The 13,548-nt window shown below is 72.7% G+C and carries 14 protein-coding genes; 8 read left to right on the plus strand and 6 right to left on the minus strand.

Annotated features, from left to right (window positions below):
* Nucleotides 1–57: 57 nt before the first annotated feature.
* Together AMR74_RS09105 and AMR74_RS09110 are read left to right on the plus strand one after the other, a co-directional pair.
* Nucleotides 58–531, plus strand: coding sequence for a hypothetical protein (locus tag AMR74_RS09105; protein ID WP_053771755.1), 474 nt, complete (start codon nucleotides 58–60; stop codon nucleotides 529–531).
* Between the two features lie 63 nt (nucleotides 532–594).
* A complete protein-coding gene (locus AMR74_RS09110; RefSeq protein ID WP_053771756.1) occupies nucleotides 595–1,428 on the plus strand; it encodes a class I SAM-dependent methyltransferase in 834 nt (277 codons plus the stop codon).
* Nucleotides 1,429–1,451: 23 nt separating this feature from the next.
* On the opposite strand, the gene AMR74_RS09115 is transcribed toward AMR74_RS09110, so the two are convergent.
* From AMR74_RS09115 to AMR74_RS09125, 3 genes are read right to left on the minus strand one after another with little or no spacing between them, the layout of a single operon-like run.
* Nucleotides 1,452–2,096 carry a DUF7095 family protein gene (locus AMR74_RS09115; protein ID WP_053771757.1) on the minus strand — a complete coding sequence of 215 codons (645 nt, stop codon included), beginning with the start codon at nucleotides 2,094–2,096 and terminating at the stop codon, nucleotides 1,452–1,454.
* A 55-nt stretch (nucleotides 2,097–2,151) separates the two neighbouring features.
* Complete coding sequence (locus tag AMR74_RS09120) at nucleotides 2,152–2,697, minus strand: DUF5615 family PIN-like protein (protein WP_053771758.1); 546 nt, start codon at nucleotides 2,695–2,697, stop codon at nucleotides 2,152–2,154.
* Entirely contained in the window at nucleotides 2,694–4,487 is a 1,794-nt protein-coding gene (locus tag AMR74_RS09125) for a helix-hairpin-helix domain-containing protein (protein ID WP_053771759.1), read from the minus strand. The genes AMR74_RS09120 and AMR74_RS09125 overlap by 4 nt, the downstream gene beginning before the upstream one ends.
* 108 nt (nucleotides 4,488–4,595) lie before the next feature.
* Between AMR74_RS09125 and AMR74_RS09130 the strand changes: the two genes are divergently transcribed.
* The gene (locus tag AMR74_RS09130) at nucleotides 4,596–5,015 is read left to right on the plus strand and encodes a DUF2237 family protein (RefSeq protein WP_053771760.1); all 420 of its coding nucleotides are present in this window, start codon (nucleotides 4,596–4,598) and stop codon (nucleotides 5,013–5,015) included.
* 36 nt (nucleotides 5,016–5,051) lie between these two features.
* Here AMR74_RS09130 and AMR74_RS09135 read toward each other — a convergent pair whose 3' ends face one another.
* The 3 genes from AMR74_RS09135 to AMR74_RS09145 form a co-directional block, all read right to left on the minus strand.
* Nucleotides 5,052–6,269 carry an MFS transporter gene (locus AMR74_RS09135; protein WP_053771761.1) on the minus strand — a complete coding sequence of 406 codons (1,218 nt, stop codon included), beginning with the start codon at nucleotides 6,267–6,269 and terminating at the stop codon, nucleotides 5,052–5,054.
* 89 nt (nucleotides 6,270–6,358) lie between these two features.
* A complete protein-coding gene (locus tag AMR74_RS09140; RefSeq protein ID WP_053771762.1) occupies nucleotides 6,359–7,750 on the minus strand; it encodes a signal recognition particle protein Srp54 in 1,392 nt (463 codons plus the stop codon).
* A 188-nt stretch (nucleotides 7,751–7,938) separates the two neighbouring features.
* Nucleotides 7,939–8,856, minus strand: a complete 918-nt coding sequence (locus AMR74_RS09145) for a pantoate kinase (RefSeq protein ID WP_053771763.1) — start codon at nucleotides 8,854–8,856, stop codon at nucleotides 7,939–7,941.
* 138 nt (nucleotides 8,857–8,994) lie between these two features.
* On the opposite strand from AMR74_RS09145, the gene AMR74_RS09150 reads away from it, so the two are divergent.
* The 5 genes from AMR74_RS09150 to AMR74_RS09170 all read left to right on the plus strand — a co-directional run bounded on the left by AMR74_RS09150 (nucleotide 8,995) and on the right by AMR74_RS09170 (nucleotide 13,511).
* Complete coding sequence (locus tag AMR74_RS09150) at nucleotides 8,995–9,513, plus strand: zinc ribbon domain-containing protein (protein ID WP_053771764.1); 519 nt, start codon at nucleotides 8,995–8,997, stop codon at nucleotides 9,511–9,513.
* 80 nt (nucleotides 9,514–9,593) lie between these two features.
* Entirely contained in the window at nucleotides 9,594–10,427 is an 834-nt protein-coding gene (locus AMR74_RS09155) for a phosphatase PAP2 family protein (RefSeq protein ID WP_053771765.1), read from the plus strand.
* A 182-nt stretch (nucleotides 10,428–10,609) separates the two neighbouring features.
* Nucleotides 10,610–11,095: a FlaD/FlaE family flagellar protein gene (locus AMR74_RS09160; protein ID WP_053771766.1), complete on the plus strand. Its 486-nt coding sequence runs from the start codon at nucleotides 10,610–10,612 to the stop codon at nucleotides 11,093–11,095.
* Complete coding sequence (locus tag AMR74_RS09165) at nucleotides 11,092–12,144, plus strand: cell division FtsA domain-containing protein (protein WP_053771767.1); 1,053 nt, start codon at nucleotides 11,092–11,094, stop codon at nucleotides 12,142–12,144. The genes AMR74_RS09160 and AMR74_RS09165 overlap by 4 nt, the downstream gene beginning before the upstream one ends.
* A 434-nt stretch (nucleotides 12,145–12,578) precedes the next feature.
* Nucleotides 12,579–13,511 (plus strand): hypothetical protein, encoded by a 933-nt coding sequence (locus AMR74_RS09170; RefSeq protein ID WP_053771768.1) that lies wholly within the window; start codon nucleotides 12,579–12,581, stop codon nucleotides 13,509–13,511.
* The last annotated feature ends 37 nt before the right edge of the window (nucleotides 13,512–13,548 follow it).

Here is a 13,548-nt window from a genome sequence, read left to right on the forward strand (position 1 = left end):
CCGAGGACGCCGTCCGTCCGACGCGGTTTTAAGTGACCTCGCGAGCGATCCACGGACATGCCCACCACGAAGGCGTTGCTGTTGGGACGCCGCCGCGGCCGCGCGGTCGGACTGGTGGTCGGGTTCGCCGGCGCCGTGGCGCTCGCGCTCGTCGCCGCGTTCCTCGCCGAGTCGACGGGCGTGCCGACGGCGAGCGCGCTGACCGACCGGCTCCTGCCGCTGCTCGTGTTCTACGCGCCCGGACCGCTGGCCGCGGCCGGTGCCTACGCGCGTTGCGGCGGCCCGGCGTGCCTGGCCGTCGGCGTCGTGCCGGCGGCCGTCCTCGGCGGGTTCGTCCTCCTCGGGACGGTGGTCGGCGTCCCCGGGATCAACGGGGGGAACCCGGCGATCGGCGACGTGACGGTGAGCTTCGCCGCGGTCGGGGTGACCAGCGCGTTCGTCGGCTACTGCGCCGGCGTGACCGCCGTCCTCGCCGCCGACCTGCTCGGGGTCGGGTCCGGTAGCAGGGACGGCGAACGCGGCGACGAGTGAGGACGCGGAGCCGCCCGCGACCGATCTCCTGACGTTTATTTCCGCCCGCCGCGAAGCGGGCCCGTGCGACGCTTCTCCGCCGAGTACCTCGAACACACCCGCCGCGGGATGTGGGACGACGGCCGCGACGCGCTCGCGGACCTGGACCTGCCGAGCCGCGAGCGCGTCCTCGACGTCGGCTGCGGCACGGGGGAGCTGACCCGCGTGCTGGCCGCGGAGGCGGACGCTGCGGGCGACGCGGACGCGACCGTGATCGGCGTCGACGCCGACCGCGACCTCCTCGGGGTCGCCCGCGAGGAGAGCGACGGGCGGATCGGCTACCTGGCTGGGGACGCGACCCGGCTGCCGGTCGCCGACGACGCGGTCGACCTGGCGGTCTGTCAGGCGCTGCTGATCAACCTCCCCGACCCGACCGCGGCGGTGCGTGAGCTCGCCCGCGTCTCCGAGGACCTCGTCGCCGCGGTCGAGCCGGACAACGCCGACGTGCGGGTGGCCTCGACGGTCGACGCCGAGGAGCGCTTAGAGCGCGAGGCGCGCGAGGCGTACGTCGCCGGCGTCGACACCGACGTGGCGCTCGGCGACCGGGTGCGCGAGGCGTTCGGCGCGGCCGGGCTGGTCGACGTGCGGACGCGACGCTACGTCCACGAGAAGCGGACCGAGCCGCCGTACGCGGAGGCCGCGCTGCGGTCGGCGGCCCGGAAGGCCTCCGGCGCGGGCCTAGCCGACCACCGCGAGGAGTTGGTCGCCGCGACCTCCGAGGCGGCCTACGACGACCTCCGCGGGCGCTGGCGCGAGATGGGCCGCGAGGTCGTCGACGCCATCGGCGCCGAGGAGTACGAGCGCGCCGAGTACGTCCCCTTCGACGTGACCGTCGGACGGGTGGCGTCGGGCGGCTGACCCCCGTTGCCCCGGGCGCCGGGTCAGACCATGTCGCCGCGGACGGAGGCGCCCTCTTGCTCGGCGCGCCGTCGTTTGAGCACGTCGGCGGCCGCGTTGGCCGCGTCCTCGTCGGCGCCGAGCATCCCGAGCGCGGCGGGCAGCGTCGGCATCGCGAGCGAGGCCTCGCGGAGGCGGTCGAACGCCTCGTCGTCGCGCTCGCCGTCGACCCACAGGCAGACCCCGCGGGGGTCGAGCACCTCCTCGTAGGCGTCGCGGGCGAGCGCCCCCTTCAGCCGCTGGCGGACGTTGTCCTCGAAGCCCGCGTTACACACTTCGAGGTGGATGGGCTCGTCGTCCTCTACGAGTTCGGCCGCGAGGCACTTCTCGGGCGCCGCGTAGCCGTTGTCGCTCGTCCGGACGCGGTCGGGGTTCGCCTCGGCCCAGTCGGCGTCGACCGTGGTGCCGACGCCCTTCACGCCGTACTCGGCCTCGAAGGCGGCGGCCGCGTCGCCGTCGCCGCCCATGATCACGTCCTTCGTGAGGTAGACGTCGAGCCGGTCGACCGGGTCGAGCCCGAGCGCCACGTCGCCGAACGCCCACACCTCGCGGACGGGCACCGGCATCGGCTCGCGCTCGACGCGGTCGACGAGCGACTCCAGGCGGTCGACGGCCCGTTCGCGTTCCATTACCGACCGGTACGCGGCGGGCGGGCAAACCGGTTACGCTCGGCCGCCGGGCGGGTCAGAGCCCGTCGAGCCGCGCCGCCACGTCGTCCCAGTGGCCCCCCTTCCAGAACCACTGCCCGCACTCGGCACAGCGCCATCCGGGCCGGTCGGTCCCCACGTCGTCCGGAACGTAGTCGGGGCGGTCGGCCGGAGCGGGGTTCGCCTCGTCGACCGCGACGCGCTCGACGGGACCGTTACACGAGCCGCACCGGGAGGGCTCGGCGGCGAGTTCGACGGTGAACCCCGTCGCGTCGAACTCGCGGAGCTGGTCGAGCACGTCGCGCTCGGTGAGGAGGACGGCCTCGGGGGAGCCGTCCGTCGCGTCGGCCCGCGCCGCGAGGTCGCGGTCGCGGGTGACCAGGGTCCGCCCCTCGTCGGCCGCGAGGTCGAGGAGCCGGTCGTCGGCCTCGACGCCGCGGTCGAGCGCGTAGGCGGCGTCGTAGCCGCACAGGCGCAGGTAGGTCGCCAGTTTCCCGCACATGACGTCGAGCAGGACCGGGGGGTTCCCCCCGGTTGTGGGGCCCCGACCGTCGGGCGCGTCGCCGCCGTCGCCGCTCGTCATTCGAGCAGGAACGAGCGGACCCCGTTGAGCGAGCGCGCGTTGAGCACGTCGGCGGCCCGCGCCCACCCCCGCCGCGCGGTGTGAACCCCGTAGCGCGCGTTGTCGAGCTCGCGCGGGGCGTGCGCGTCGGTGTTGACGGCGATCGTCGCGCCCGCCTCGATCGCGGCCCGGACGAACTCCCCGTCGGCGTCGAGCCGAGCGGGGTTCGCGTTCACCTCGATCGCGGTGCCGGCCGCCGACGCGGCCGCCGCGATCGCCTCCACGTCGGGGTCGAGCCCCGGCCGCTCGTTGATGAGGCGGCCGGTCGGGTGGCCCAGCACGTCGACGTGGGGGTGTTCGACCGCCCGGACCAGCCGCTCGGTGGCCGCCTCGCGGTCCTGTCCGAGGGCGGCGTGCGGCGACGCGACCACCAGGTCGAGCGCGGCGAGGGTCTCGTCGTCCGTCGAGAGCCCGCCGTCGGCGTCGATGTTCGCCTCGATCCCGTGGAGGATCGGAATCCCGACCTCCTCGGCGGCCTCGGCGACCGCCGCCGCCTGCTCCTCGATGTCGGACTCGTCGAGGCCGACCCCGCCGACCATCCCCGGCCCGGTCGCGTGGTCGGTGACGACGTGGTAGTCGTACCCGCGCTCGTCGGCCGCCCGCGCCATCTCCGCGATCGAGAAGCCGCCGTCGGACCAGTCGGTGTGGGTGTGGAGGTCGCCGCGGAGCTCGCCCGGCTCGACGAGCGGCGGGAGCCGGTCTTCGGCGGCCGCGTCGACCTCGCCGCGGTCCTCGCGCAGCTCGGGCGGGACCGGCTCCATGTCGAGCGCGCGGTACACCCCGTCCTCGCTCTCGCCGGCGACGCGCTCGCCGGCGCGCGTCGAGTCCGCCTCGGCGGCGTCTCCGCCGTCGTCGTCCGCGTCGGCGGAGGGCTCCTCGTCGAGGTCGCTCACGTCGAAGAGCCCGTACTCGTTCAGCTTGAGCCCGCGGTCGATCGCCCGGTTGCGGACGGCGACGTTGTGCGCCCGCGACCCGGTGAAGTACTGGAGCGCGGCGCCGAACTCGTCGGGGTCGACGATCCGGAGGTCGACGCGGGTGCCGTCGGCGCGCACGCTCGCCTTCCCGGTGCCCGCCTCGATCGTCGCGTCCGCGGCGTCCCAGTCGGTGAACGCCTCGACGATCGGCTCGCGCGCCTCGCTGGCGACGAGCAGGTCGACGTCGCCGATGGTTGACCTCCACCGCCGGATCGACCCGCACACCTCGACCGACTCGACGGCGTCGAGGGCGGCGAGGTACGCGAGCGCGTCGTCCGCGAGCGGCCGGGCGTCGCCGAGGCGGGTACGCTCGCGGGCCTCGCGGGCGAACGGGACGTTCTCGAGGATGTTCTCCTCCGTCTTGGCGCCGAACCCGGACACCTCCCGGATCTCGCCCGCCTCGGCCGCGGCCTCCAGCTCGTCGAGGTCGGTGACTCCGAGCGCGTCGTACAGCGAGCCGACCGTCTTGGGGCCGACGCCCTCGACCGCGGTCAGCCCGGCCATGTCGACCGGCAGCTCCTCGCGGAGATCCGTCAGCTCCTCGATCTCGCCGGTCTCGACGTACTCGACGACCTTCGCGGCGATGGCGTCACCGACCCGGTCGATCTCGGCGACCGCGTCCTCGCCCTCCGCCGCGAGCCCCTCGATCGGCGCGGGGTGGTCGCGGACGTTCTCGGCCGCCCGTCGGTAGGCGGTCGGCTTGTACTCGACGCCCGTCGCCTCGAGGAGGTCGGCGAACTCCTCGAGGCGGGTCGCGACCTCGTCGTTCCGGCTCATGACGCGACCGTTCGACGGCGCGGCACTTATACGGCCGGCCGAACGCTCGACGGCCGCCGGACGGCGACCCGCCGGTCGCTTATGTCGGCGGCGGCCGAACCCCGTTGTATGTCGACCGACGACTCCGACGGGGAGCCCGGCGAACGCAACGTCTTCGGCGGCGAACTGGCCCCCTGCGGCGGCGAGCCGACGACCGGGTACCTCCGCGACGGGTACTGCCGCGACCTCGACGGCGACGTGGGGGAACACACGCTCTGTGCGGTCGTGACGGCCGAGTTCCTGCGGTACAGCCGCGACCGCGGCAACGACCTGATCACGCCGCGCCCAGAGTTCGACTTCCCCGGGCTGGAGCCGGGCGACCGCTGGTGCCTCTGCGTCGGCCGCTGGACGGAGGCGGCCGAGGCGGGGGTCGCGCCGCCGGTCGTCCTCGAGGCCACGAACGAGTCCGTGCTGCGCGCGGTCGACGCCGACCACCTCCGCGAACACGAGTTCGACCCGGAGACGTTCGAGCCCGGGAGCCTCGACTGAGCGCGGGCGCCGCGGGCTCGACGGGCCGCCGACCGGTCACTCCGTCGCCCAGAGCCCGGCGGCGACGACCGCGGCGAGCCCCATCGACCCGGCGAGCAGTCCGAAGGCGGGTCGGAAGCCGACCACGTCGGCGACGATGCCGACCGCGCTCGGCGCGAGCGCGCCGCCGCCCATAAGCAGCGTCCGGACGACGCCGAGCCCGCCGCCGGCGAGCCGGTCGGGCAGCGCCTCCACGAGGTAGGCGCCGCGGACCGGGCGGAAGCCGTGGGACCCGAGCCCCAGCGCGACGACGAGCGCGCCGAGCGGGACGGCGCCGGCGCCCGCGAGCGCGACGAGGCCGCCGAGCGCGGCCGTCGCGAGCCCGAGGGCGGCGACCATCACCGGGAGCCGTCCGAGGCGGTCCGAGAGGTCGCCGGAGGCGAGCTGGACGAACGTGACCGCGAACAGGGCGGAGTACAGCAGGCTCGCGGTCGTCGCGGGGAGCGCGGCCGCCTCGGAGAGGTACAGCGGGAGGAACGCGACCGTCCCGTTGTACGCGAACGAGAAGGCGACGGTCACCAGCACGAACGCCGCGAACCGCGGGTTCCGGAACAGGCGGAGGTACGCCGCGGCGCCGGGGTCGTCGTCGCCGTCGGTCGCGCCGTCGGCGGCCGCCGACCCCGAGATCCGGACCGCGGTCGCGGCCGCGAGCCCGACCGCGAGGACGCCGGTGAGCAGGAACGGCGCCCGCCAGTCCGCGCCGGGGAGCCGCGCGAGGACCGCCGCCAACGCGGGCGGCGCCGAGAGGACGGCGACGACGACCGCCGGCGCGGCGACCCCGCCCATCGCGCCGAGCGTGTCGTGCGCGCCGAGCATCCGCCCGGTGCGCGCGGGGTAGACGCGGGCGATCAGCCGCACCGAGACGGTCTTGTGGACGCCGGTGCCCGCCCCGATGACGAGCATCGCGGCGACCAGCGCGGCGAAGGGGGCGTCGACGACGACCGCGAGGGAGCCCGCGCCGGCGACGAGCGCGCCCGCGACGATCACCCGGACCGGTCCGAGCCGGTCGGCGACCGCGCCGCTCGGGAACTGGAGGAGGGCGTACACGATCATGAACCCCGTGAACGCGGTCCCGACGACGGCGTTGCTCACGCCGTAGGCGCCTTGGATCGACTCGAACAGCGGGGGGAAGAGGTAGCGGACGAACTTCCCGAGGAACCAGACGAGCGAGACGAGGATCAGGGCGTCGTACTCGCCGATCCGGTCTCGGTTCATCGAGTCGTCGTTGACCGGTCACCGAATTAAAAGGCCGGAAGGAGGCAGAGGACCGGTCGCGACGCGACCGGTGGCGACGGCCGACCCGATCAGAACGGCCCCTTGCCGCCGCCCATCATGTCGCCGAGGCCGCCGCCCTCGCCGCCCATCTTCTTCATCATGCGCTGCATGTCGCCCTCGCCCATCCCTTGGAACTGGCCGATGGTCTCCTCCATCATCGAGTGCTGTTCCAAGAGCTGTCGGACCGTCTCCTCGTCGGTGCCGGAGCCGCGGGCGATCCGCTCCGTGCGCGACTGGCCGACGACGCGGGGGTTCTCCAGCTCCTCCTCGGTCATCGAGTCCATGATGCGCTCGAAGCGGCGCATCCGGTCTTGGGTGACGTCCATCGCGTCGTCCGGCAGCTCGTCCATCATCCCGCCGCCGAGCCCGGGGATCATGTCCATCACCTGGTCGAGCGGCCCCATCTTGTTCATCGCGTCCATCTGCCGCTTCATGTCTTTCAGGGTGAATTCCCCCTTCAGCATGTCCTCGGGGTCCCAGTCCTCGTCCTCCTCCTGGGTCTCCTGCATCGCGCGCTCGACGCGCTCGGAGAGCTGCTTGAGGTCGCCCATCCCGAGCAGCCGCGAGATGAACCCGGAGGGCTCGAAGCGCTCGATGTCCTGGACCGTCTCCCCGGTGCCGAGGAAAGCGATGGAGGAGTCGGTCTCGTTGACCGCGGTGAGCGCCCCGCCGCCCTTCGCGGTCCCGTCGAGCTTGGTGATCACGACGCCCTCGATGCCGATCGACTCCTCGAACTGCCGGGCCTGCTCCTTCGCGCCCTGGCCGATCGCGGCGTCTAAGACGAGCAGCGAGCGGTCGGGGTCGACGACGCCCTCGATCTCTTCGATCTCCGCGATCAGGTCGTCTTCGAGCGCGTGGCGGCCCGCCGTGTCGACGATGTGAACGTCGGCGTCCGCGGTCTCTTCGAGGCCCGTCCGCGCGATGTCGACCGGGTCGTCGTTGTCGGGGTTCCCGTAGAAGTCGACCTCGGCGCGCTCGCACATCTGCTTCGCCTGGTCGTACGCGCCCGGCCGGAAGGTGTCCGTCTGGATCACCGCGGGGCGGAGGCCCTTCTTCGAGAACCACCAGGCCATCTTCGCCGCGGAGGTGGTCTTCCCCGACCCCTGGAGGCCGGCGAGGAGGATCGTCTGGTTCTCTAAGGGGAGCTCGGTGGAGTCGCCGACCAGCTCGACCATCTCCTCGTAGACGATCTTGAGGACGTGGTCCTTCGCCGTGGTGCCGCCCGGCGGCTCCTCTTCGAGCGCGCGGGACTTGATCGAGTCCGACAGCTCCATCACGAGGGAGACGTCGACGTCGGCGGACAGCAGGGAGCGCTGGATCTCCTTGACGATCTCCTCGACGTCGCTCTCGGAGAGTCGGGACTTCCCCTGGAGCTTGTCGAGGCTGCTCCGCAGGGACGTACCGAGGTCGTCGAGTACCATTTGCCGGAGATAGGCGGGCGACGCGGTAAAGCTTTGTTCGTCGGCGGCCGCGAGATGCGTCGTCGGTCGGGGATCCCGAGGAAGACACCTCCAACTCCTCCGAGAACCGGGATCTCTTGACGGCTACCGCCAGGAGAACCCGCCCCGGCCTCGCCGCCGGCGTCGACCGCGACCGTTTCGCCGTTCGCTTACCGCTCGACGAGCCGCGCGCCCGCGGCGTCGATCCGGCAGGCCTCGGGGTCGTAGCCCGCGTCGGAGAGCCCGGTGCCGAGCGCGAAGGCGGTGCGGCCGAGCATCGCCATCGCGGCCTCGCCGCCGGCCGCGTCGACCGCGTCGATCGCCTCGGCGGCCTCGGGGACGAGGAGGTCGGCCTCGCGGGCGAACTCACGGGCGGCGTCCATCAGCGTCGGCAGCCGCGGGTCCTCGCGGAGCCGGTCGAGCGCGTCCTCGCCGGCCGCCGTGAGCGCGTCCGTGTCGCCGCCGAGGACGGTCTCCGTCGACAGTTCGCCGAAGGTGACGTACTCGACGCGGGCGGTCGCCGGGACGCCGTCAAGCTCGCCGGCGCCCGGCGCGCCCGGTTCGAGCCGGACCGGGACGCCGCCGCGCGCCTGTGCGACCACGTCGCCGAGGCCGGTCCCGCGGCCGACCTCCGCGGCGTGGGCGATCCGGACGAGGTCGTTCTCGGTGCGGGCGCGGTCGAACGCGTCGTTCGCGGCGAGGGCGGCCCCCAGCGCCGCGGCGCCGGAGACGCCGAAGCCGGCCCCGATCGGGAGGTCGGTCTCGACCGCGACGTCGGCTGCGGTCGCGTCCAGTTCGGCGAGGACGTCGTCGACCGCGCCGATCGAACGGCTCTCGCCGTCGACGGTGCGCGAACCGCCGTCGGCGTTCGCGTCGCGGTCGCTCGCGTCCGCCGCGTCGTTCCCGCCGCCGTCGTTCCCGTCGCCGTCGACCGCGCCGTCCGGCGCCGACACCCGAACGGTCACGCCGTCGGCGAGGGTCAGCCCGGCGCCGCGCGACCCGGCGACCGCCGGATCGTCGTCGGGGTGCGCGCTGAAGAAGGCGGTGACGTGGCCCGGGACGAACGCGGTCGCCCGCTGGCTGCTCATGTGCCCGCCGACGAACGGGCCGCGATTAACGGTTGTTATCCCGACCGGAGCGGTCGCGGACCGGGAGACGGCTCGGCCGACGGGGGCGCTCGGGGCGACACCGCAGGCCTAAGTACCGGCCGGTCGAAGCCGGGCCGTATGCGAAACCAGTTGCGCCCCGTCCTCGCGGCCCTGCTCGCGCTGGTCTTCCCGGGGCTCGGCCACCTCGCGTTGCGCCGGTGGGGGCGGGCGCTGCTGTGGCACCTGACGATCGTCGGCGGCGGGGTCGCGCTGTTCGCGCTGTACGACGTAGAGCCCGTCGACCCGCTGGCCGACCCCGCGGCGCTGACGGCGGCGGTCCCGACCGACGTGACGCTGCCCATCGTGCTCCTGTCCGCGCTGTCGGCGCTCGACGCGTACCTCGTCGGCCGCGCCGAGGCCGCCGAACGCGATCGCGCCGAGGCCGCCGCCGAGGCGATGCGGCGGCGGGCCGCGAGCGCCGACGGCGACGAGGGCCCGGGAGGCGTCCAGTCCCCGCCGCCGGCGGCCGCGACCGGCGAGGACGGCGAGACGGTGGAGGTGGCCTGTCCCAACTGCGGCAAGGAGGTCGACGCCGACCTCGACTTCTGTCACTGGTGTACCGAGCCGCTCCCGTGGGCCGAGTCGGACGCCCGGTGACGCGGACAGCCCCACCGCTACCGAGAGACTGATTGCTCCGCCGCCCCGCGTGCCCGTAAACGGATGACCGGTGAGTCGCGATGACCGCGTCGGCCGCCGGGTTCGTCGGGGTGGCCGGGCTCGTCGGCGGCGCCGCGCTCGCCGCGTTCGCGGTGCTGCTTCCGGTCTGCGTCGGTCCGGACCGCATGCGGGCCGTCCTCTCGGACCGCGACCTGCTCCGCGAGCGCGCCGTCGGGATCGCGCCGTACGTCGCGGGGCTCGCCCTCGTCCTCGCCGTCAACAAGGGGTCGATCCGGCGGATCGAGGCGTTCTCCTTCGAGTACGGCTACCGCGCGACGACCGCCGTCTACGCGATAGAGGGCGACCTCGTGGCCGCGATACAGGACGCGGTCCCGCGGGCCGCGGTGTACTACTTCGGCCCGATGTACGTCGTCGGCTACGTCGTGCTGGTCGCGTTCCCGGTCGCGGCGTACGCGTTCGCCGAACGGCTGCGCCCGCTGAAGCGGCTGGTCGCGGCGTACGCGGTCAACTACGCGGTGGCGATCGCCTGCTACGCCGGGGTCGTCGCGTACGGTCCGCGCAACTACCCGACCGCGCCGGGCGCCGACCCGGGCGCGGCCCCCGTCGAGCCGCTGCTCCTCGACTGGTTCGGGGGAGTCACCCAGCTCACCTCGCAGGTGAACGCCGCCACGAACGTCTTCCCCTCCCTCCACGCCGCGCTGTCTGTGACCGTGTTCCTCGCCGCCGTCTCGACCCACGAGGAGTTCCCGTGGTGGACCTACGTCGCGGGGGCGCTGGCGGGCAGCATCGTCGTCGCGACCGTGTTCCTCGGCATCCACTGGGTCACGGACGTCGTCGCCGGCGGCGTCCTCGCGGCGGGGAGCGTCGCGGCGGCGAACCGGATCGTCGGCTGAGCGGCGGGGCGGCTGACTCGCCGTGAGCGGGGGATCCGAACCGGCTCGCCGTGAGCAGGGCCCGAACCGGCTCGCCGTCGGGCCCGCCGGCGCGGTAGTTTCTCACCGCTGATAACTGAGGGCCAACTATCATATAACCCCGCCGCGACAGTGCCGGTACGGACGCGAACGACGGACGGAACATGAGTCTGAATCCACGACGGTACGACGTACGGGAGCTGCGCCGGATCGCGGACGCACCGCGAGACGGTGCGGACGGAGCGCCTCGGGAGCGGGCGCTCCGGCGGCCGAACCGGAACCGAGCCGAGCAGGCGGCGCGTTCGGCGGTGTTCACGGAGCTGCTCCAGCGTCGGCGTGGTGCGCGGTTGAACGGCGGGGGCGCGGGGGAGAAGCCGTACCTGACGGCGATCCCGGCGTCGCCGGCGGCGGAACGCGAGCTCGGCGAGTGGCTCGGCTACCTCGTCGACGTCGGCGGTCACGTGCGGGCCCGAGACGCGCTGTCCTACTACGGCGAGCTCGACTGGGTCGGCGACGACGCGGTCGCGGCGCTGACGCGCCGCCTCGAGGGGTTCGACGCCCCGACGCGCGACCGGCCGTTCACGCCCGCGGACCACCGGATCAGCCTCGTCTCCATCGTCCGGATCGCTTCGTGTGCGAGTGACCAATGAGCGACGACGAATCCACGGACATCAACGAATCGGACGAATCGGCGGCGGTCGGCGTGAAATTAGGCAGCACCCGAACGGTGCTCGACATCCCCGACGGGCGGGGCGGCCGCGAACGCCACTCGGTGCTGACCTGCCTGGCGACTTACGAGGACGCCATCACCGGCGAGGAGAAGGTGCTGTTCGGGGAGGAGGCGGCGGTCGAGTACCCCGACCGCGTGCGCTTCATGCTGCGCTCGGGGCTCCCCGAGGACGACGACAGCGTCGCCGACGCCGAGCGCTTCTTCGAGGCGGTCGTGGACGCCCACGACGTGCCCGAGGACAGCGCGGTCGTCTACGCCGTGCCGACCATCGACAACGAGGCCGGCGTCGAGAACCTCAAGTCGGTGATCGAAGGCTCCTCCATCGGCGGCGTCGAGACGCGGAGCTACCCCGAGTCGCTGTGCGGGGCGATCCCCGCCTACGGCGACGACCTCGACGCGATCGACGAGGTGTTCGTGTCGGTGAACCTCGGCTCGACGACGATGGAGGCGTGCGCCTACCGGCGCGGCGAGCAGCTCTCGCCGTTCTCGACCGGCTCGGTGACGGGCAACGAGGTCGACCGCCGCATCGTCGCGGCCGTCGAGGAGGAGACGCAGGGGCGCGTCCACATCGACCGGACGACCGCTCGGGAGTACAAGGAGCAGCACGGCGACGTGTACGACTTCGAGCCGTTCACCGACGTGGTCCAGCAGCCGGGCGGCGGGAGCCACGAGTTCACCGTCGACCGCGGCGTCCAGGAGCCGATCGACCGGTACATCGACGAGGCGGTCGACGTCGTCGCCAACGAGTTCCTCCCCGAGCTCGCGAACGACCACATGAAGCCCTACCAGCTGGCGCTCGGGCGCCCGCTCGCCATCACCGGCGGCATGGCGTGTATCCCCGGGCTCACCGAGGAGTTCGAGAAGCGCCTCAGCGAGGAGCTCGACCGCGACGTCGAGGTCGTCTCGCCCGACGACCCCGCGACCGCGGCCGCGGACGGCGCGGCGCGCATCGCGGCGCGGCTCGTCTGAGCGGCGCGCGAGCGGTCCGGTTTTTTTACCAATTTTAATTCTCACAGCGGCCGATCCGCGCTCCGCCGATCGAGGCCAACGCGGTGGCGCTCGCAGACACGTGCGGGGGACTGCGGCGACCGGAGCGAAGCGGAGGGAGCCGCGAGGCTGGGGAGGTGTGGGGCTGTGCGGTACGGCTGGGGCTTTGGAGGTGTTCGCGGTCGATCCACTATCAATTATTCAGCTCTGGTGAAATCTTCAGCAGGTGATATGTTCTTCGAGCCGTGCCGAATACAGTGCGCGTGTCGGTCAGTGGTCACTCGTTACTCACGGGTGCCTAGAGCGATAGACAGGGGGCGGTACCGGTACGAGGCGAACCAGGCGACCCTTCCAGCGGACTCGCCGGCAACGCCATCCACAAGAGACTTGGCGGGAGAGCAGGCATTGCCGCACATATGGAAGAGCCCTCCTGGACGCGTCGAACCCTGCTCCGTCGCGGGAAGACGGCCGCCACGACGGCAACGCTCGTCGGCCTGGCTGGCTGTTCGGGGGTCGGGTCAGTCGTCGACGGGAGCCCCGACAGTCCCTACCCCGCCACGTGGCTCCCAGCGCCTGATCGCGTCTTCGCTTCGGACACCGACCCGGCCCAACGCTGGTACCCGTTCCGCGTCCGGCGTTTCGACGAGCTAGCAACGTATCTACAGGACCGGGGAGCGTCCTTCGAGTCGACAGCGCTGTATCAAGACGGCAAAGCGCACCCGGTGCTCGACATCGAGCCGAGCCGAGCAGCAATGGAGATCCGTGCCGGCGGACGAGGACTGTCCGTACTGGAGACGGACCTCCTCGCCGAGGAAATCGTCGAAGAGTTCCAGACCCCCGAATCGGGAGAGCCCATTCAGAAGGCGTTCGAACCGCTCGACGAGTACGAAGGGTATCGCCTGTTCGGTGCCCCCGACACCGACTGGGTCGTCGGCATCAAGGCCGGGGTCGTTGTCGAGGCCTTCGCCAGTATGGCACCCGACCCGCTGGGCGATAAGCGTGCGGCCGTCGAGGCGATCATCGATGCCCGTGACGGCGAGGGACGGTACACTGCCACGGACGAGACGCTGGCGGGTGTTGTCCGTCGACTTGGCACCGGGATGACTGTCCGCGCCGAGTCACCTGGCGTCGAGGTCGCCGACGCCGACGGGGAACCGGCGGCGAGCGGCACCGCTCACACGAGTGCTGAGACGGAGAATGCCACACGAGTTCTCGCGTTCGAGACCCGGGAGGACGCGGAGACGTTCGCCGCTGACCCGCAGTCGGAGCAAATGCGCTCGTGGGAGGACATAGCGGTCTCTCGTGACGGCCGGTTCGTGACGATTACCGGCACGAGCCACCCAGCATAATTGTCGCCGTACGCAGCGGACCGAGGGCGAAACAATC

Origin of the sequence: Halorubrum tropicale, from assembly GCF_001280455.1 — an archaeon.
In the GTDB taxonomy this organism is placed as follows: Archaea; Halobacteriota; Halobacteria; order Halobacteriales; family Haloferacaceae; genus Halorubrum; species Halorubrum tropicale.